General features: G+C 42.8%; 20 protein-coding genes. 11 read left to right on the forward strand and 9 right to left on the reverse strand.

Annotated features, from left to right (window positions below):
* The first annotated feature begins 1 nt into the window (after nt 1).
* The 6 genes from def to CYP05_RS05125 all read left to right on the forward strand — a co-directional run bounded on the left by def (nt 2) and on the right by CYP05_RS05125 (nt 6,299).
* Nucleotides 2-520: a peptide deformylase gene (gene def, locus CYP05_RS05100; RefSeq protein ID WP_004317347.1), complete on the forward strand. Its 519-nt coding sequence runs from the start codon at nt 2-4 to the stop codon at nt 518-520.
* The gene (locus CYP05_RS05105; RefSeq protein ID WP_103642183.1) at nt 517-2,022 is read left to right on the forward strand and encodes a YifB family Mg chelatase-like AAA ATPase; all 1,506 of its coding nucleotides are present in this window, start codon (nt 517-519) and stop codon (nt 2,020-2,022) included. The genes def and CYP05_RS05105 overlap by 4 nt, the downstream gene beginning before the upstream one ends.
* 1 nt (nt 2,023) lies before the next feature.
* Nucleotides 2,024-3,427 (forward strand): NAD(P)H-hydrate dehydratase, encoded by a 1,404-nt coding sequence (locus CYP05_RS05110; protein ID WP_103642184.1) that lies wholly within the window; start codon nt 2,024-2,026, stop codon nt 3,425-3,427.
* Nucleotides 3,409-3,996 (forward strand): phosphoribosylglycinamide formyltransferase, encoded by a 588-nt coding sequence (purN, locus tag CYP05_RS05115; RefSeq protein WP_009295075.1) that lies wholly within the window; start codon nt 3,409-3,411, stop codon nt 3,994-3,996. Before CYP05_RS05110 ends, purN begins: the two co-directional genes overlap by 19 nt.
* Nucleotides 3,989-4,714 (forward strand): TerC family protein, encoded by a 726-nt coding sequence (locus CYP05_RS05120; RefSeq protein ID WP_103642185.1) that lies wholly within the window; start codon nt 3,989-3,991, stop codon nt 4,712-4,714. The genes purN and CYP05_RS05120 overlap by 8 nt, the downstream gene beginning before the upstream one ends.
* A 253-nt stretch (nt 4,715-4,967) precedes the next feature.
* Nucleotides 4,968-6,299: an MATE family efflux transporter gene (locus tag CYP05_RS05125; RefSeq protein WP_103642186.1), complete on the forward strand. Its 1,332-nt coding sequence runs from the start codon at nt 4,968-4,970 to the stop codon at nt 6,297-6,299.
* On the opposite strand, the gene CYP05_RS05130 is transcribed toward CYP05_RS05125, so the two are convergent.
* The 4 genes from CYP05_RS05130 to CYP05_RS05145 are packed head-to-tail and all read right to left on the reverse strand — an operon-like array spanning nt 6,280 to nt 10,279.
* Nucleotides 6,280-7,086, reverse strand: coding sequence for a metal ABC transporter permease (locus CYP05_RS05130; protein ID WP_103642187.1), 807 nt, complete (start codon nt 7,084-7,086; stop codon nt 6,280-6,282). The two genes, CYP05_RS05125 and CYP05_RS05130, sit on opposite strands and share 20 nt — an antisense overlap.
* A 9-nt stretch (nt 7,087-7,095) precedes the next feature.
* The gene (locus CYP05_RS05135) at nt 7,096-7,878 is read right to left on the reverse strand and encodes a metal ABC transporter ATP-binding protein (RefSeq protein WP_021086647.1); all 783 of its coding nucleotides are present in this window, start codon (nt 7,876-7,878) and stop codon (nt 7,096-7,098) included.
* Nucleotides 7,875-9,368: a DUF1007 family protein gene (locus CYP05_RS05140; RefSeq protein WP_103642188.1), complete on the reverse strand. Its 1,494-nt coding sequence runs from the start codon at nt 9,366-9,368 to the stop codon at nt 7,875-7,877. Before CYP05_RS05140 ends, CYP05_RS05135 begins: the two co-directional genes overlap by 4 nt.
* A gap of 2 nt (nt 9,369-9,370) precedes the next feature.
* Nucleotides 9,371-10,279 carry a metal ABC transporter solute-binding protein, Zn/Mn family gene (locus CYP05_RS05145; protein ID WP_103637866.1) on the reverse strand — a complete coding sequence of 303 codons (909 nt, stop codon included), beginning with the start codon at nt 10,277-10,279 and terminating at the stop codon, nt 9,371-9,373.
* Between the two features lie 145 nt (nt 10,280-10,424).
* Between CYP05_RS05145 and CYP05_RS05150 the strand changes: the two genes are divergently transcribed.
* Nucleotides 10,425-10,784, forward strand: coding sequence for a Fur family transcriptional regulator (locus tag CYP05_RS05150; protein WP_103642189.1), 360 nt, complete (start codon nt 10,425-10,427; stop codon nt 10,782-10,784).
* Here the strand turns inward: CYP05_RS05150 and CYP05_RS05155 are convergent.
* Complete coding sequence (locus CYP05_RS05155; RefSeq protein ID WP_103606281.1) at nt 10,775-11,167, reverse strand: acyl-CoA thioesterase; 393 nt, start codon at nt 11,165-11,167, stop codon at nt 10,775-10,777. The genes CYP05_RS05150 and CYP05_RS05155 overlap by 10 nt on opposite strands.
* A 46-nt stretch (nt 11,168-11,213) precedes the next feature.
* Between CYP05_RS05155 and CYP05_RS05160 the strand changes: the two genes are divergently transcribed.
* The gene (locus CYP05_RS05160) at nt 11,214-11,939 is read left to right on the forward strand and encodes a class I SAM-dependent methyltransferase (RefSeq protein WP_103642190.1); all 726 of its coding nucleotides are present in this window, start codon (nt 11,214-11,216) and stop codon (nt 11,937-11,939) included.
* On the opposite strand, the gene CYP05_RS05165 is transcribed toward CYP05_RS05160, so the two are convergent.
* Both CYP05_RS05165 and CYP05_RS05170 read right to left on the reverse strand, forming a co-directional pair.
* Complete coding sequence (locus CYP05_RS05165; protein WP_103642191.1) at nt 11,936-12,814, reverse strand: DMT family transporter; 879 nt, start codon at nt 12,812-12,814, stop codon at nt 11,936-11,938. The genes CYP05_RS05160 and CYP05_RS05165 overlap by 4 nt on opposite strands.
* The gene (locus CYP05_RS05170) at nt 12,811-13,560 is read right to left on the reverse strand and encodes a DUF4197 domain-containing protein (protein WP_103642192.1); all 750 of its coding nucleotides are present in this window, start codon (nt 13,558-13,560) and stop codon (nt 12,811-12,813) included. The genes CYP05_RS05165 and CYP05_RS05170 overlap by 4 nt, the downstream gene beginning before the upstream one ends.
* Nucleotides 13,561-13,667: 107 nt before the next feature.
* Between CYP05_RS05170 and CYP05_RS05175 the strand changes: the two genes are divergently transcribed.
* Nucleotides 13,668-14,225: a manganese efflux pump MntP gene (locus tag CYP05_RS05175; protein WP_103642193.1), complete on the forward strand. Its 558-nt coding sequence runs from the start codon at nt 13,668-13,670 to the stop codon at nt 14,223-14,225.
* On the opposite strand, the gene CYP05_RS05180 is transcribed toward CYP05_RS05175, so the two are convergent.
* Nucleotides 14,222-14,980: an exodeoxyribonuclease III gene (locus CYP05_RS05180; protein WP_103642194.1), complete on the reverse strand. Its 759-nt coding sequence runs from the start codon at nt 14,978-14,980 to the stop codon at nt 14,222-14,224. The genes CYP05_RS05175 and CYP05_RS05180 overlap by 4 nt on opposite strands.
* 53 nt (nt 14,981-15,033) lie before the next feature.
* Between CYP05_RS05180 and CYP05_RS05185 the strand changes: the two genes are divergently transcribed.
* Complete coding sequence (locus CYP05_RS05185; RefSeq protein WP_103568702.1) at nt 15,034-15,399, forward strand: diacylglycerol kinase; 366 nt, start codon at nt 15,034-15,036, stop codon at nt 15,397-15,399.
* A 1-nt stretch (nt 15,400) separates the two neighbouring features.
* Nucleotides 15,401-15,628 (forward strand): replication/maintenance protein RepL, encoded by a 228-nt coding sequence (locus CYP05_RS05190; protein ID WP_103642195.1) that lies wholly within the window; start codon nt 15,401-15,403, stop codon nt 15,626-15,628.
* Nucleotides 15,629-15,657: 29 nt separating this feature from the next.
* Here the strand turns inward: CYP05_RS05190 and CYP05_RS05195 are convergent, their stop codons facing one another.
* Complete coding sequence (locus CYP05_RS05195) at nt 15,658-17,223, reverse strand: flavocytochrome c (protein ID WP_012000995.1); 1,566 nt, start codon at nt 17,221-17,223, stop codon at nt 15,658-15,660.
* Nucleotides 17,224-17,291: the final 68 nt, after the last annotated feature.

Genomic DNA, 17,291 nt, shown 5'->3' on the forward strand with positions numbered 1-17,291 from the left:
TTTGATCCTAGAAGTTTTATCCTATCCAAATAAAAAACTTTATGAAATTTCAAAAGAGGTTGAAGTCTTCGATGAGAAGCTTCACAAACTTCTTGATGATATGTATGAGACGATGATCGCAAAAGAAGGCATCGGTCTTGCAGCCATACAAATAGGCGTTGCAAAGAGAATTTTCATCATAAATTTAGCCAACGAAGAAGGTGTGCAAGATAAAGAAAATTTAATCGAGATCATAAACCCAAAATTTGAGCTACGTGAGGGCGAGTGCGTCTATCAAGAGGGCTGCCTTAGCGTGCCTGGCTACTACGAAGACGTTAAAAGAAGCGAGGTGGTTGCTATTAAATTTCAAGACCGCTTTGGTAAAGAGCAAAGCTTAAGGGCTGACGGGCTTTTAGCGATCGCCATCCAGCATGAAAATGACCACTTAGACGGACATCTTTTTATAGAAAAAATAGGCTTTAACAAACGCAAAAAATTCGACAAGGAATACAAAAAGCAGAAAAAAGAAAAGACATCATGAAGTCCCTAAAATGTGCTACTTACGGCGACGGACTAAAGATCATTGATGTTGAGTCGATCTTTTCTCGTGGGCTTCCTGGCTTTAGCATCGTGGGTCTTGCAAGCACCAGCATCAAAGAGAGCACAGAGCGTGTAAAAGCGGCACTTTTAGCGCTTGACTTTGCCTTTCCAGCGCAAAAGATAACCATAAATTTATCCCCCTCAGACCTACCAAAAAGCGGCTCACATTTTGACCTAAGTATCGCACTTCTCATCGCTCTTCAAAAGGCAAAAAGCTTGGAGAAAATTTTTGTTTTTGGCGAGCTTGGACTTGATGGCAGTGTAAAAAGCACGGCAAATTTATTTTCGATCCTACTTTTTTTAAGTACGCAGGTGCAAAAGGCAAAAATTTTAGTGCCTAGCGAGATAGCCGCCAAAGCTTCGATGATCCCAAATTTAGAGATTTATGGCGTTAGTACACTAGAAGAGGCGATCAAGTTTTTTAGCGACGTAGAATTTGCTAAAAGCACGCATTTTAACGCCACACACGAGCTATTTTCAAATGTGATAGAAATTTCTGGTAAAAGATATGTTCCAAATTTAAATTACGAGCTTGATTTTAAGGACGTTTTGGGTCAAGAAAGAGCCAAACGAGCCTGCGTTATCGCAGCCGTTGGCATGCACAATATCTTATTTGAAGGAAGCCCAGGCAGCGGCAAGAGCATGTGCGCAAAACGCCTAGTTTATATCATGGCGCCACAAAGCCTAGAAGAGGTGCTAAAGTCCGCCGCCTACCGCTCGCTAAATTTGCAAGATAGCGAATTTACAAGCACTAGAGCCTTTCGCTCGCCGCACCACACCTCGACAAAAAGCTCGATCTTTGGCGGAGGCTCAAACGTCGCAAAGATCGGCGAGATCGCACTTGCAAATGGCGGGGTGCTATTTTTTGATGAGTTCCCACACTTTTCTAAACAGGTGATAGAAAGCCTCAGAGAGCCGCTTGAGGACAATCAAATCCACATCGCAAGGGTAAATTCAAAAGTGACTTATGAGACTAAATTTATCTTCGTGGCCGCTCAAAACCCCTGCCCTTGTGGGAATTTGTTTTCTCGCAACCTAAACTGCAAATGCAGCGAAAATGAGATAAAAAACTACAAAGCCAAAATTTCAGCCCCAGTGCTTGACCGCATAGACTTAAAAGTCGCGATGGACGAGAGCTCGCCAGATGACAAGGCTAGTTTAAGCTCACAGCAGATGAGCGAGATGGTTTTAAAAGCCTTTATCTTTCAAAAAAGGCGCGGTCAAGATGAGCTAAATGGCAAGCTAAATGACGCGCAGGTGGCTAAATTTTGCACGTTAAACGCCGAGGCGAGTGAGATTTTACAAAAGGCCGCCACAAAGTACAACCTCTCTCAAAGGGGCATAAAAAGGACGCTTAGAGTAGCTAGAAGTATCGCTGATCTTGATGAGAGCGAGCAAATTTTAAAGCCCCACATCCTAGAGGCGCTTAGTTTTAGGGCATAGAATGAAAAATTTATATTTATACACGAGAGTTTTAGACGAGCGAGCAGGCGAGAAATTTGACCTTAGCGAAGAGCTTTTAATGGAAAATGCAGCTGCAGGCATAGCAAATTTCATACGTAAGAAATTTAAAAAAGGCGAGAGAGTGCTTGGCATTTGCGGTGGTGGAAACAACGGCGCTGACGTGCTTTGCGCTTTAAGGATGCTAGAGGGCGAATTTGAATGTGAATTTATCCTAACTAGCCAAAGCTTAAAGCCACTTGCCACCAAACAGCTCGAGCGAGCTAGAATTGCTGGTGTGCGAGAGAGCAAAGACGTAGAAAATAGCTTAAATAGCGCAAAATGCGTCATAGACGGGCTCTTTGGCTCAGGACTAAATAGAAATTTAGACGAAAAGCACATAGAGCTCATCTCAACGATAAACGCCAGCCTCGCTTACATCATCGCTTGCGACGTGCCAAGCGGGCTAAATAGCGAGGGCAAAGTGCTTGGTGCTTGCGTAAAAGCAGACGTTACCATCACGATAGGAGCTAGAAAGCTAGGGCTTTATAGCGACGCGGCAAAGGACTACGTGGGCAAGATAAAGCTCGCCACTCTTGGCATAAGCGCTCAAAACTACGAGTGCGAGAGCGACTATCACTTGCTTGAAAAAAGCGACCTCGTGCTTCCAAATAGAAAAAATCAGTGCGTAAATAAGGGCGACTTTGGCCACGCATTTATCATATCTGGCGAGCACATAGGGGCTAGCAAGCTTTGCGCAAAGGCGGCATTTGCCTTTGGGGCTGGGCTAGTTAGCGTGATAGGCGAGCAAGGTTTAAATTTACCAACGCACATCATGCAAGCTAGCAAGATAAGCGAGAAAATGAACGCTGGAGCCCTTGGCATGGGGCTTGGCAAAAAGGGCGTAGAAGAGCTTGAGGTGCAAATTTTAAATGGCAAAAAGCTTGTGCTTGACGCTGATATCTTTTACAGCCCAAAAGTGCTTGACCTACTAAGCGAGAACTGCGTCTTGACGCCTCATCCAAAGGAGTTTTGCTCGCTTTTAAAAATTTGCAAAATGGCTGATATAGATGTGCAAACCTTGCAAGAAAACAGATACGCTTACGCGAGGGCTTGGAGCGAGAAATTTAAGGCTGTACTTGTGCTAAAAGGTGCAAACACCATAATCGCCAAAGATGGACAAATTTACGTCATGCCTTATGGTAAAAGCGCGCTTGCAAAAGGTGGCAGCGGCGACGCGCTAAGCGGTCTTGTGCTAGCACTTTTGGCTCAAGGCTACGAGCCGCTAGATGCTGCCATCTCAGCCACTTTAGCTCATGCGCTTAGCCTTAGAAATTTTGACAAAAACAGCTACGCGCTGGAGCCAACAGACATCATCAAAGGAGTAAAATGCTTACGAAAAAGATAGCCGTACTTTTTAGCGGCAGTGGCTCAAATTTAGAAGCGATACTTAAAAAAGTTCATAATCAAATTTTTAACGGCGTAAAGATAGAAGTTTGCCTTTGTATCTGCAACAAGCCTGGTGCATTTGGCATCGAGCGAGCTAAGAAATTTGGGCTTGAAACGCTCGTCATAGAGAGTGCTAAATTTAAAAACCGTGAGGAATTTGACGCTGTTTTGGTGGAGCAAATTTTAAAAAGTGGTGCTGATCTAACAGTGCTTGCAGGCTTCATGAGGATACTAACGCCAGTTTTTACGGCGCAGATAAAAGCCATAAACCTTCACCCATCTATCCTACCGCTTTTTAAGGGCGCGCATGCGATAAAGGAGAGCTTTGAGAGCGATATGATGATAGGCGGTGTCAGTGTGCATTATGTGAGTGAGGAGCTTGACGGGGGCAAACTGATCGCGCAAAGGGCATTTGAGCGAGAGGACGGCATGAGTTTAGATGAGTGGGAGGCTAAAATTCACGCCATAGAGCATGAAATTTTGCCTGAGAGCATAATAAAAATTTTAACAAAGGAAGTAAATGTTTGAATGGTTGAGTTCGCCAGAGGCGTGGATATCGCTACTTACGCTAACTGGCTTGGAGATAGTTTTAGGCATAGATAACATCATATTTATCGCTATTTTAGTAGGCAAACTGCCACCAGAGCAAAGGGGCAAGGGCCGCATTTTAGGGCTTGGCTTTGCGATGATCACTAGGATCATCCTGCTACTTTCGCTATTTTGGATCATGAAGCTTACAAAGCCGCTCTTTAGCATAGGCGAGCTTAGCATCACTGGGCGCGATCTGGTGCTCATAATAGGCGGTCTATTTTTGATAGTAAAATCCTCAATGGAGATCCACGCAAACGTCACTGGCAAGCATGAAGAGGCTCACGAGAGCAAGTCTCATCCAGGATTTTTCGCGACTATCCTTGAGATAGGCATTTTAGACATAGTCTTTTCGCTCGATAGCGTTATCACCGCAGTTGGCATGGCTCAGCACATCGATATCATGATACTTGCTGTTATCATCGCAGTTGGCGTGATGATGTTTGCCTCAAAAGCGATCTCAGAATTTGTCGATAACAACCCAACGATAAAAATGCTCGCACTAGCATTTCTAGTGCTAGTTGGCTTTGCGCTCGTGCTTGATGGCTTTGGCGTGCATGTGCCAAAAGGCTACATCTACTTTGCGATGTGCTTCTCGCTAGCGGTTGAGTGCCTAAATATCTACGCTAGAAAAAGGGCATCAAGAGATCAAAAATAAAAATGTGAGCTAAAATTTAGTTTCAAATTTGTCTCATAAAAGATAAATTTAGATAGGTTTGAAGGCGAGCTTTGCTAGCGACATATAAAGCTCTCGCCTTCGCCCGTGATGATATAAAAATACTCGCAAAAGACGCAGGGATCAAGCTTAGCAAAGTGGAGTAAAACGGAGCACTTAAAGCAATGAAAATTTATATATTTACGGCAGAAATTTGATAGAGCTTAGCCCAGATGAAATTTAACAAGAAGACAGCTTGGACCTACTAAAAGACCCGCTAAATAAGCTAATCATCTCGCTCTCGCTACCAGCTGGCGTGGGCATGATGTTTAACACCCTTTACAACGTCACTGGTACATTTTTCGCCGCTAAAATTTCAACCCTTGCAGTTGCTGGCATGGCGATGAGCTTTTTGCTCTATCTAAGCGTCGTTGGCATCGGACTTGGCTTTGGCTCGGCACTCACCGCGCTAATAGGCAACAGCCTTGGTGCAAACAAACCAAAAATGGCTAAACTTTATGCGGCAAATGGCATCATCTTTGTGCTTCTTTTTGCCTTATTTATGGGACTTTGTGGCTACTTACTAGCGCCAGATCTGCTAGTGCTTTTAGGTGCTGATCATCACTACATCAATGAAGCACTTGACTACGCTGGTGTCATCTTTCTTGCAGCTCCATTTTTCCTACTTATAAAATCGCTTAATGGCATACTTGTCGCACTTGGCGATACTAAAAGCTACCGCAACTGGCTATTTTGCGGCCTTTTTATCAACGCATTTTTTTGCTATCTTTTTGCTTTCATCTTTGCTCTTGGTGTAAAAGGTCTTGCACTAGCAACGGCTAGCGTGCAGTTTTTGGGCATGATCTATCTCTTTTTTAAAGTTAGAAAAAGCAAGATGATAGAGCCTAGAAATTTAGGCTACTTCGTGCCAAATTTCGCCGTCTGGGCAAAGATACTAAAGCAAGCCTTGCCAGCTTGTCTAAACTACCTCTCAATGTCACTTGGCTCGCTCGTGCTTTTAAAATTTGTGAGTTTTTACGGCGTCAATGCAGTGGCAGGTTATGGCATAGCCTTAAGGATCGAGCAAATTTTAGTGCTTCCAACCATCGGCATGGCAGCAGGGGTGCTTAGCATCATCTCAAGAAACTACGGCGCTAAGAGTTTTCAAAGAGCATTGCAGTGCTACAAGCTATCGCTTCTTTTTTTGCTCATCTACTGCGCCTTTGCCTACATCTTTATCAGGCTTTTTGGCGAGGGCGCGATCAAGCTCTTTGACAGCACGCCAGCCGTGCTAGAAGTGGCAAAGCTCTACCTTGGCATCAACTCACTTGCCTACATGGCTTACGGCACTATAAACATCTCAGGCAGCACGCTACAAGCGATAAAACGCCCAGTGGCGATCTTTTTGCTAAATGGCTTTAGACAGCTCGTGCTTCAATGCTCGCTCTTTTACGTGGTGGTCTTTTGGCTGGGACTTGAGATCAAATTTATGTGGCTAGCGCTATTTTTTAGCGTCTATTTTACGGCGATTTGCTTTTTGGCTTGGACGCTTTTTAGGTTAAAAAGAGCTACGAGCGCAAGCTTTTAAATTTAAAGCTAAACGCAAAAAAGCAAAGCGAGGCGACTAAGATGATGCTAGCTCCGCCTGTGAGGTTGAAATAAAAGCTGATCACAAGGCCGATAAAGCAAAAGATGATAGAAAAAATAGTTGAGATTAACATCATTAGCCCTAGTCTTTTGGCAAAAATTTGAGCAATATAAGGCGGTATGGTAAGTAGCGCGATGACAAGTATTAGCCCCACGACGCGGATCGTAGCCACCACGCAAAGCGCCATCATGCAAACTAGCAGATAGTGAAAAAATGTCGTATTTACCCCGCGAAGTTTTGCAAACTCCGCATCAAAGCTTATCGCCACAAACTGGCGGTAAAAAAGTGCGATAAGAGCCAAAAACAAGAGGTCTAAAACGCTCATAAACGCGATATCTGTGCCACTAACTGCAAGGATCGAGCCAAAAAGATAGCTCATAAGATCGGCGTTATAGCCAGGCGTTAGATCGATGAAAATGATACCAATCGCCATGCCAATCGCCCAAATAGCGCCTATTACGGAGTCAATGTTTGTCTTGTCTTTTAGTGTGATCGTGGCGATGATGAGCGCTAGAAGTAGCGAAAATATACTCGCACCAAAAAGTGGCTCGAGTGAGAAGAAAAATGCAAGCCCTATGCCACCATACGCGCCGTGTGCGATGCCTCCAGCGATGAAAGTCATCTTGTTTATCACCACAAGCGAGCCTATCATGCCGCATATTATGCTTACTAAAATGCCCGCAATAAAGGCATTTTGCATAAAATTTAACTCTAAAATTTCACTCATTTTCTCTCTTTAAAATTTAAAAACATTGCTCTTTGTTTTTTCACAACCGCACTCGCCAAGTGCGATCTCGACATCACAAAAATGGCTATGCGTTCTAGCTAGATGCTCGATAAATTCTCTCTTTGCAAGGTTTTCATGCGTTTTATGAATGTGCAAATTTTTACTCACGTAAGCGATCTTTGTAGCGTAATTTAGCACGATATTTAGGTCGTGACTTACCAAAACCACGCCCACGCCATTTGCGTTTATGCCCTTTAAAATTTCATAAATTTCAGCCTGCCCTTTTGTGTCGATGCTTGCCGTTGGCTCATCTAAGATGAGCACTTTTGCGTTTGCGCAAAGCGCTCTAGCGATATAGACGCGCTGCCTTTGACCGCCACTTAGCTCGCCGATCCTTGCGTTTGCAAACTCTCTCATACCGACCTTCTCAAGGGCACTTAGCGCTAAGGCTTTTTCATCTTTTGAGTAAAAACCAAAGATTTTTTTATCGATTAGCCCCATCAAAACAACTTCTAAAACCATCATCGGAAAGCTTTGATTTGATAAGAAATTTTGCGGCACGTAGCCTATAAATTTACTAACCTCGCTTGGCTCTTTACCAAAGAGCTTGATCTCGCCACTTTGAGGCTTAAGCAGACCCAAAATGAGCTTTAAAAGCGTGCTTTTGCCTCCGCCATTTGGGCCAATTATCGCTAAAAACTCGTCACTACTATAGTCTAAGTTAATATCCTCTAAAACGACTTGTTTATCGTAGCTAAAGTTTAAATTTCTAATTTTTATAATATCTTTCAAAACAGACTCTTTTGCGTAAATGTCGTGACAAAAATGAAAAGTCCAAGCCAAAGCATGATGCCAAGGGCTGCAAATTCTGCGTAGATTTTAAGCTTTTTTAGCTTAATGTTCGTGCTGATCTTTGAGCCAAAAACTGCCGCTACAAATATCACCACACTCATGCCAAGCGCCATAAATATGCCACTTATCACGCCTGCAAAGTAGCTGCCTATCTCATTTGCCAGCACAAAGACTAAGATCGTGCCTGGACAGGGCACAAGAGCCGCAGCAGCCGCTACTAGCCACTCCTCTTTGCTCTTTGGCTTTTTGGTTGAGCAAATTTGACAGCCACATTCACTTTTAAATTTTGTATTTTTACTCAAATTTTGGCTTAGATTTGATCTAAAAATATAAAATTTAGTCTCATTTTTGTTTGAAAGGTAAAATTTGATCTTTTTAAAGAGCATAAATATCGCCACAAAAAAGATCACAACTCCAGAAAACGCAGTCGTTATGCTTGCGGTGTCCTTTGTGAGGTCGCTGCTTACTTCACGAAGCAGTAAAAAGCTAGCAAAGACAAAGACAAATGCGCCCACGACGTGCAAAAAGCCGATCTTTAGTGCAAATAAAAACGCCCTTTTGTAGCTGCCACCAGTTGCGGCAAAATATGAGCTTGTTAGCACCTTGCCATGGCCTGCTCCAGCAGCGTGCAAGAAGCCATAGCCAAATGATATAAATGCCAAAAATAGCAGCGCAAGCGGACTTTTGTAATCCACGCTTCTTAAAATTTGCTTTAGCCTATCAAGCAAGCTTAGGCTAGTTTTTGAGACGATGTCAAATTTCGCCTCATCGATCTTATCTATCTGGCTTAAATTCTCATCGCTCGCGCCTACTACTGGCTCTTTTAGCAGCTCTTTAAGCGCTGGCTTTTCATTGTGAGCTTTGGCTGCTTCTTTGCTTGAAAATGTAAAAAATATCAAATTTGAGTTTGAATTTGGTATCGCCCAGAAGCTTTTACCCACCAAAAATGCGTTATTTTGCGTAAATTTGAAATTAAAATAGCCCTCTTTATCCTCCATATCAACCGACACGACAAGTCCGTCAGCGATCACTAAATTTGTCTTAAAACTCACGTCAAATTTAAGCCTGCCCTCGTCAAAATAGAGCTTGTAATTATTTAAATTTGGCTCTATTTTAGTGGCGTTTTCGTCCTTGTAATAGTACTCGATCTCCGTTAGATAATGCCTTGGCACGAGGTAGTCGAGTAAATTTAGGCGGATCTTTCTAAGCTCTTTATCGTCTATCTTTTCATCTTGATTTAGGTCAAAATTTTGCTTCATAAGATCTGAGAAATTTTGCGAAAAGGTCCAAGTAAAGGCTATCTGCGTGATGTTATTTTCGTGTGCGACAAATTTCGCGCTAACGTGAGCTGTGGGGCTATAAAGCGAGCATAGAGCACACCCGAAAGCATTTATGGTTAGTAGGCAAATGACGATCAGGCGTGCTAACATTTTTATAGACTTTTAGCGAAAATTTCAGCCGTTTTTTTCATCTCGGCTAGCCAGTTTTCAGGTAGTTGGTCTATCATGACGACCTTTGAGCCAGTCTCTTTTGCGATCAAATTTGCAGCCTTTGTTGGGAATTGTGGAGCCACGAAAATGACCTTTACGCCGTGCTCTTTGGCCTCTTCGATGAGCTCTTTTAGCTCAGCTGGCTTTGGCTCTTTGCCCTCTATCTCGATGGCGATTTGTTCTAAGTTATAGCGCTTTGCAAAGTAGCCCCAAGATGGGTGATATACGATAAATTCACGAGTTTTGACATCTTTTAGCTCGTTTTTGATAAAGCCATCAAGCTCATCAAGACTAGCTTTAAATTTAGCCAAATTCTCCTCATAAAGCTTTGCATTTTGCGGGAATTTCTCTATTAGCGCCTTTGCGATGTTATCAGCTTGTGTTTTTACTAGGATAGGATCAAGCCAGATGTGTGGATCAAGGCCGTCATGGTGATGATGATGGTGCTCGCCCTCGTGGTCATGGTGCTCGTGTTTATGCTCACCCTCGTGTTTATGCTCGTGGTGCTCTTCATGTTCATGCTCCTCGCTCATAGCGATCTTTTCGATACCCTCTTGCGTCTTTACGATACGTAAATTTTTAAACGTCTTTGAGAAGCGATCCAGCCACGCGTCTTCAAACTCGATGCCAATAGCAAAGTAAAGCTCACTCTTTTCAAGCTCCTTCATCTGCTTTGGCTTTGGCTCATAAGTGTGCGGATCAGCGCCTTTGCCAACCATCGCATTTACATCTAGCGTATCTCCAGCGATTTGCTCGACAAAAAATTTCGTTGGCAGTATGCTAGTAGTCACAACCGGCTTTGCAAAAAGAGACAAAGCACAAACAGCTAAAAAAACGATAATTTTTCTCATTATCTCTCCTTTAAAAAATAATTGCGAAGTTTAGCAAAATGCAACTTGGTTGCAACTTAAAAAGCGAAAGCCTAAATTTAGCCTTTTCTTTTAAATATAGTTTAAATCTTTTAGCGTTAATATACGAAAAATGAAAAGGGCAAAGATGAACACGAGAAATTTCTTAGAAGAGCACAATATCAAGGCTACGACGCTTCGCATAAAGCTTGTTAAAATTTTGCAAAACGCCAAAGCACCGCTAAGCTACGATGAAATTTTGCAAATTCTTGACGCAAACAAGACGACCTTTTATAGAAGTATGGAAATTTTTGAAAAAGAAAACCTCGTGATAAAAACCGAAAACAACCACAAGAGCTACTACGAGCTGGCAAATGAGGCCAAAGCCTACTTCATCTGCGACGTCTGCCACAAGGTGACAAACATCGACATGCCCCACCTAAGCGTCGCTAAAAATATAAAAAGCGCCGTGATAAAGGGCGTTTGCGACGAGTGTGATCACGAGTAAAGCGCGATGATCTGCGCTGGGATCGCTTTGGGACGGTTTGTCTTTAGATCGATATAGACAAACTCTGTCTTGCCAGTTGCTATTAGCTCGCCATCTTTTTTAAACTCAAAATATCTGCAAGATGTCGCCTTGCCCTCAGTCTGCGTGTAGGTGTAAATTTCTATCTTGTCCATCAGCTTTGCGCTTTTTATATATTTTGCTTCATTTTTTCTAATGAGCCAAATTTCTCCCCTTTTATACTGCGCCTCGACCGTGTCGCCAACAGCGGCGGAGTGGGCAAATGCAGCCTCTTGCATAAGCGTGAAATAATAAACATTATTCATGTGACCATGCATGTCGATGGCTTGTGGTGGGATGGTGACGTGATATATAAAATCTCTCATTTTTGACCTTTTTTGCTAAAATTATAACCAAAAATGAGGAGCTAAAATGCAAAATTTATGGGATAAAAAGGCGTCAAACTACCAAAGATTTGACGGCAAGATCAGCGCTATCCAGCAGCAAATTTTTAGTAAAGCCTTAGCTTGGGGAGTTGATTTTAGTGGCAAAGATATCCTTGATATCGGCTGTGGCACGGGCGTTTGGAGCATATTTTTATCAAAAACGGCTAAGCATATAACAGGCATCGATAGCTCAGAAAAGATGATAGAAATTTTAAACGAGGACGCAAAGAGATTTGGCGTGACAAATTTAACCAGCGAGGTTTGCTCGTGGAGAGAATTTAAGCCCATTAGACACTTTGATATCGCCATTTGCACGATGAGCCCAGCTGTTGCAAGCGATGAAGATTTTGCTAAATTTCAAAACTGCGCCAAGCAAAAGCTCTATCTTGGCTGGGATAAGCCTAGAAGCTCTGATCTGCTTGAGCCATTTTTTGAAAAATTTGGCCGCGTGCTCTCTCAAAAAAACGTAGTAGATAGGCTTGAAGCGTGGCTAAATGAGCAAGGTATCGCTTTTAAGAGTCAAATTTTAAATGAGACAAGGATCGCTAGACGAAGCGTGCAAGAAGCAGCTGAAAATATCTGCTGGCACCTTGAGATAAACGGAGCTAAAAACTACGATGAAAAGATGGTTTTAGCGATGTTAGAAGAGAGATTTGAGGGCGAGTTTATAGATGAGAAAATAGACTCGCAAATGAAGCTTTTTGTCTTTTAGAGCTTAAATTTAGAGCAAATTTGCTTGCCAAATTCGCTAAAAATGACACCAAAGATGATAAGCGTTGCTCCAAAAATTTGCCAGATACTAAGTATCTCGCCTGCAAAAAAGTAGCCTATTAACCCAGCAGAGACTGGCTCTAGGCAGAAAAACAAAGCCGCCTTGCTAGCGGTCGTGTATCTTTGAGCGATCGTTTGCACAAAGTAGCAAAATATAGTGCCTATCACCGTCGTGATAAATATCGCTATGAAAAATTCCCTATCGAAATTTAGCACGATACTGCCCTGAAAAAGCGCAAAAACAAGCGAAAGCAGGGCATTTGTGAGAAAGACCACAAAGACAAGCAAATAAAGCTCGCTCTTTCTTACAAAATGGCCATTTAGCGTAGTATAAAGTGCGTAAAATATCGCGCAAATAAGCGCTAGCGCCTCGCCGCTCCCAAGTGCGAGAGTGGCGCCACTTAAGAGCCAAAGCCCAAAAATAGCGATGATAGCACCAAAAATGGCAAAAATGCTTATCTTATTTTTAAAAAAGATAGCCGCCATAAAAGGGACTATCACGCACTCAAGCCCCGTAATAAAGGCGACGCTCGAGCTAAAAGTAAGCTTTAGAGCGTAAGTTTGCGTGGCAAATGACAAAAAAAGCACCGCGCCAAGGATAACGCCGTAGATGACGCTCTTTTTGTCAAATTTCTTAGCAAATTTAAGCGCGACAAAGCCCATAAAGATAGCCGAGAGAAAAAACCGGCAAAAGAGCATAACAAAGACGCCATTTGTCTTTAGCGCGTTTGCCATGGGTAAAAACGTAGCGCCCCAAACTATGGCAACTACTATAAGAGCGATGTCGGCTTTGTTTTGAGCGCTTAAATTTCTCATTTAAAGATCGAGTCTAGCACCTTTTTACCGCTATCTAGGCTAAAGCCGCTTCTTAGCCCCTTTTCTTTCTCGCTCATCACGTTAAATAGCCCATCTAGCGTCTTTCTCGTGATATAAGCGTTTAGGTCTTCGCCTTCATCTGGCACATATTCGCTTGCGCCTAAATTTTTAGCTAGGCTTTTGACTGATTTTATCGTTTCATTGTTTTTAGCTGAGCCGCCGATGAAAGAATTTAGCCCATTATAGGCTGTTGCAAAGCTATTATCGCTCATCATTTTCTCAATTATCGGCGTAAATGCCGCCTTTAGCTTTTGGCTGGAGCTTTTCTCTAAATACTTCGTAACGCTATCGCTGCCGCCGTTAAAGAGCTTTTTGACATCAGCTTCGCTCATATTTTTTATGCTCTCGCTAAAAATTTCAGCAGCCTTTGGCACGGCTGTGGTTGCGGCGTTATTTATCGACTTGCTAAGGTCCTGCGCCCACTTCTCGCCGCCCACTTTTTTGGCTAAATTTGACGCCATCTCAAGGCTTTTTGGGAGTGGGATTTTAGCTGTGGCGTTGTTTATAAAGCCCTCTTTTGAAAGCTCGCTCACAGCGGCATTTAGTGCCTCGCTAACTAAGCTTTTATAGTCGCCACTTGATGCGTGAGTGGCGATTTTGACGCCTTTATTTATCATATCATCCATGCTTGCGGCTTGTAAATTTAAAGCAAGCGCGCCACAAAGAATAACAAGAGATCTTTTCATCTTCTCTCCTTTTTTAAATTTAAAGCAAAATCATACAAAAAATATCTAAACGCTTAAAATAAATTTAATATTTTTGCACTAAAATTTACCCCTTTCGAGGGGAATTTATGCAGCTTTTACTTCTTAGCTTCGCTCTTAGCATGGATAGCGCGGCTCTAAATATGGCAAACGGCGCAAGGTATAAAAGCCTTGGCTTTGGCAAAATTTTATTTATCGCTTTTATGCTTGGCTTTTTTCAGTTTCTCATGCCGCTTCTTGGCTATTTTCTAGGCATTAGCTTTGCTAAATTTATAAGCTCTATCGATCACTTCATAGCATTTTTTATACTTTGTTTTCTTGGCTTTAAAATGCTAAAAGAGGCCTGTAGCAGCGAGGCTGGCGAGTCCTTAAGTATGGATACTAAGACCATTTTTATAGGTGCATTTGCCACGAGCATCGACGCACTTGCCATTGGCGTCACGCTTAGCTTTGAAGCGGTTAATGTATTTGAGAGTGCACTCATCATCGGCGTAGTCTGCTTTGTGCTAAGCCTAGCCGCCTTTTACATCGGTAAATTTATGGGTGAAATTTTAGAGAAAAAGGCGCTTTTTTTAGGTGGCGCGATACTTATATTTCTAGGCTTTAAAATCCTAATTACCCACCTGTTAGAAGAGGGAGTGCTCTAAATTTCTATCTCTATGCCAACTGGGCAGTGGTCGCTACCAGCGATCTCTGGCAGGATAAAGGCGTCTTTTAGCCTATCTTTTAGCCCCTGCGAAATGAAGAAATAATCAATTCTCCAGCCGACATTTTTCGCCCTTGCGTTAAAGCGGTAGCTCCACCACGAGTAAGCGTCCGCAATGTCGCCATTTACGGCTCTAAAGGTATCTATAAAGCCACTTTTTAGCACCTCATCTATCCACGCGCGCTCGATAGGCAAAAAGCCAGAAGTTTTGGCATTTGCCTTTGGATTTTTCAGGTCGATCTCGCGGTGAGCGGTATTTACATCACCACAAAATATCACCTCTTTGCCGCTTCTTACAAGCTCTTTGCAATAAGCTAGAAATTTCTCGTAAAAGTCCATCTTGTAAGCTAGCCTCTCGTCGTCCTTTTGGCCGTTTGGAAAGTAGATGTTAAAAAGCACGATATCATCAAATCTATGCTCCAAAACTCGCCCCTCCGTGTCGTCAAAAAAGGCCGCTTTTTGCGTTTGCACGTCAAATTTAGCAAGGCTCATCACGCCAGAGTAGCCAGCTCTTGCGCCTGAATTTACACTTATATCTTTAAAGCCAAGGTTGTAAATTTCTTTTGGCACGTCATCTTCTTTGACCTTGATCTCTTGCAGTCCCAAAAAATCAGGCTTAACCTCATCAAGCCAGCCAAAGCCATCTTTTGCCACGACTGCACGCAGTCCATTTACATTCCAGCTAATAAGTTTCAAATTTCATCCTTTTTTTAATTATAATTATGCCAAAAATCACAAAAAGGAAAGTTATGAGAAACCAGCCAACGTATAAATTTTTTAAAAATTTTGGCTACGCAAGAGAGGGTTTGGCTGAAATTTTTAAAAACGAAAAGAGCTTTCGCATAGAAATTTGCATATTTTTGATAGCTACGATCTCGCTATTTTTTTGGAAATTTGACCTTATTTTTAATCTATTTTTGATCTTTAGCATGGCATTTGTGCTAGTTTGCGAGTGCTTAAACTCGGGCCTAGAGCGAGTGACTGATCTTGCGAGCCCAGACTATCACGCCCTAGCAAAGGCGGCAAAGGACGCTGGAAGTGCGGCCGTGATGATCGCAAATTTCTTATGTGGCGCGCTTTGGTGCGTGGCGATAGGATATAAAATTTGGAGCTAGCGTGAAAGAGCAAATTTACAAAGCGCTTCTTGGCGAGAAAAAGGTGGAGATCATAAATTTACTTTGCGAGCTAAGCGATGAAAATGGCTTTATCGTGCTTAAAATTTCAGACATTTGTGAAAAGCTAAATGTGAGCAAACCAACCGTGATAAGCACGTTTAAGCTACTTGAAGAGAAGAAAATTTTTGAGCGAGTAAAAAACGGAGTTTATAGGTTTAAAAATTTATAGTGGCAAGCAAGTGCCTGCCACTAGTAGTTTTAGCCGATAGTTTCAGCAGCGATCATACCAAATGTCAAGCAATCAGTTATAGCCACTGATCCCAGACGGCTGGCTCCGTGAACGCCACCTGTGATCTCGCCAGCTGCATATAAATTTGGTATAGGCATAGCTGTTTGAGAGTTCATGACTTGCGCTTTTGTGTTGATATTTAGACCGCCCATTGTGTGGTGAACTTTTGGCGTGCCACGCTCTGCGTAGAATGGCGGAACTGAGATATCAATGCCCTTTGTCGTAGTCGCAACAACTGGCTTACCAAAGTCCTCATCGACGCCTTTTTTAACAAATTCATTGTATCTTGCGACTGTTTTTTTGAGCTCATCAACTGGGATCTTATACTCAGCTGCCAAAGCATCAAGTGTGTCAAATTTCTTGCAAATTCCAGCTGCGATAGCTTTTTCATAGTGAGCTGGGAGCATGTGAGGAAGGGCTCTTGAGTCGCAGAAGTTGATAGGGAAGTTTTTATCGTCTTCGCCTTTTTCATGGATGACTTTAAACATCGCTTCAGTTCTTGTCCTGCGGTCAGCTAGCTCGTTCATATAGCGTTTGCCAGTTCTTGGATCGACTGAAATTCCAAACGGAAAAGCACCATTTACGTTAAACATCGATCCCACGCCAAAGCCTGTCTCATCGGCACATCCCCAAGGTCCATACTGGATCCAGCTTGGCTGAACTGGATAAGCGCCCGCTCTAAATGCTGCTAGAAGCGCGCCTGCTGTTGAGCCTGGTTGGTTTGTCGAGTCTGTCTCAGGTGTGATCCTTGGATCTTGAAGACGCCTAAAAATTTTATCCCTACAAAAGCCGCCAGCTGCTAGCACAACGCCTTTTTTGGCTTTTATATATTTTGTATCGCCGCCTTTGTTTTCGACGTCGTCACTCATCAAATTGCCATCAAATTTGTAGTTTTCTCTGACGATGACGCCCACAACTGCGCCCTTGTCGTCAAAGACGAAATCATCAAATTTTGTCCTTTTTTTGATCGATGCGCCTTCTAACTTTTCAAATGTCGCAGTCATAGGGAGTACGATGCCAGCGCCGCTGCCGACCTCTGTTTGAAGGCTTCTTGGCACTGAGTGACCGCCTGCGTGAGTGATCTGATCGATATATTTTGCACCACAATCAAGTGTGAGTTTGTAGGCATCTTGCGCTCTCTCGCCGATCTTTGCCAAAAGATCAACGTGGTTGATGCCGCGGCCTGCTTTCAAGCAGTCTTTGATAAATAGCTCTGTGCTATCTTTGATGCCAGCTTTCTTTTGCATGTCGCTATTTGGAACGGCAAAAATTCCGCCGTTGATGACAGAGTTGCCACCTGTGCGGCCCATCTTTTCGATCAAAACGACTTTGTTGCCTTTTTTGGCCGATGTGACACCAGCAGCAAGAGCCGCAAAGCCTGAGCCGATGATGACTACGTCATACTCCTCGTCCCATTTGACATCTTTTTCGTTCATTGGGCTGGCCATTAAATTTGTAGCGCCCATGCCAAGTGCTGTGGCTCCGATAGCGCTAAATTTGACAAAATCTCTTCTAGATAAACCTGAATTTTTCATGCTCTCTCCTTTGAAGTAAGATATTCACTAACTAGATTATACGACTTTTTTATTAAAATAGTCTAATT

This window comes from Campylobacter concisus (genome assembly GCF_002913545.1).
In the GTDB taxonomy this organism is placed as follows: Bacteria; Campylobacterota; Campylobacteria; order Campylobacterales; family Campylobacteraceae; genus Campylobacter_A; species Campylobacter_A concisus_AV.

What these genes read in the sequence shown, in the direction of transcription:
- CYP05_RS05185 (WP_103568702.1), top strand. Translation starts at nt 15,034, where the DNA reads ATGAGAAACCAGCCAACGTATAAATTTTTTAAAAATTTTGGCTACGCA.
- CYP05_RS05110 (WP_103642184.1), top strand. Translation starts at nt 2,024, where the DNA reads ATGAAAAATTTATATTTATACACGAGAGTTTTAGACGAGCGAGCAGGC.
- CYP05_RS05120 (WP_103642185.1), top strand. Translation starts at nt 3,989, where the DNA reads ATGTTTGAATGGTTGAGTTCGCCAGAGGCGTGGATATCGCTACTTACG.
- CYP05_RS05145 (WP_103637866.1), bottom strand. Translation starts at nt 10,279, where the DNA reads ATGAGAAAAATTATCGTTTTTTTAGCTGTTTGTGCTTTGTCTCTTTTT.
- CYP05_RS05150 (WP_103642189.1), top strand. Translation starts at nt 10,425, where the DNA reads ATGAACACGAGAAATTTCTTAGAAGAGCACAATATCAAGGCTACGACG.
- CYP05_RS05195 (WP_012000995.1), bottom strand. Translation starts at nt 17,223, where the DNA reads ATGAAAAATTCAGGTTTATCTAGAAGAGATTTTGTCAAATTTAGCGCT.
- purN (WP_009295075.1), top strand. Translation starts at nt 3,409, where the DNA reads ATGCTTACGAAAAAGATAGCCGTACTTTTTAGCGGCAGTGGCTCAAAT.
- CYP05_RS05130 (WP_103642187.1), bottom strand. Translation starts at nt 7,086, where the DNA reads ATGAGTGAAATTTTAGAGTTAAATTTTATGCAAAATGCCTTTATTGCG.
- CYP05_RS05140 (WP_103642188.1), bottom strand. Translation starts at nt 9,368, where the DNA reads ATGTTAGCACGCCTGATCGTCATTTGCCTACTAACCATAAATGCTTTC.
- CYP05_RS05155 (WP_103606281.1), bottom strand. Translation starts at nt 11,167, where the DNA reads ATGAGAGATTTTATATATCACGTCACCATCCCACCACAAGCCATCGAC.
- CYP05_RS05175 (WP_103642193.1), top strand. Translation starts at nt 13,668, where the DNA reads ATGCAGCTTTTACTTCTTAGCTTCGCTCTTAGCATGGATAGCGCGGCT.
- CYP05_RS05105 (WP_103642183.1), top strand. Translation starts at nt 517, where the DNA reads ATGAAGTCCCTAAAATGTGCTACTTACGGCGACGGACTAAAGATCATT.
- CYP05_RS05165 (WP_103642191.1), bottom strand. Translation starts at nt 12,814, where the DNA reads ATGAGAAATTTAAGCGCTCAAAACAAAGCCGACATCGCTCTTATAGTA.
- CYP05_RS05160 (WP_103642190.1), top strand. Translation starts at nt 11,214, where the DNA reads ATGCAAAATTTATGGGATAAAAAGGCGTCAAACTACCAAAGATTTGAC.
- CYP05_RS05170 (WP_103642192.1), bottom strand. Translation starts at nt 13,560, where the DNA reads ATGAAAAGATCTCTTGTTATTCTTTGTGGCGCGCTTGCTTTAAATTTA.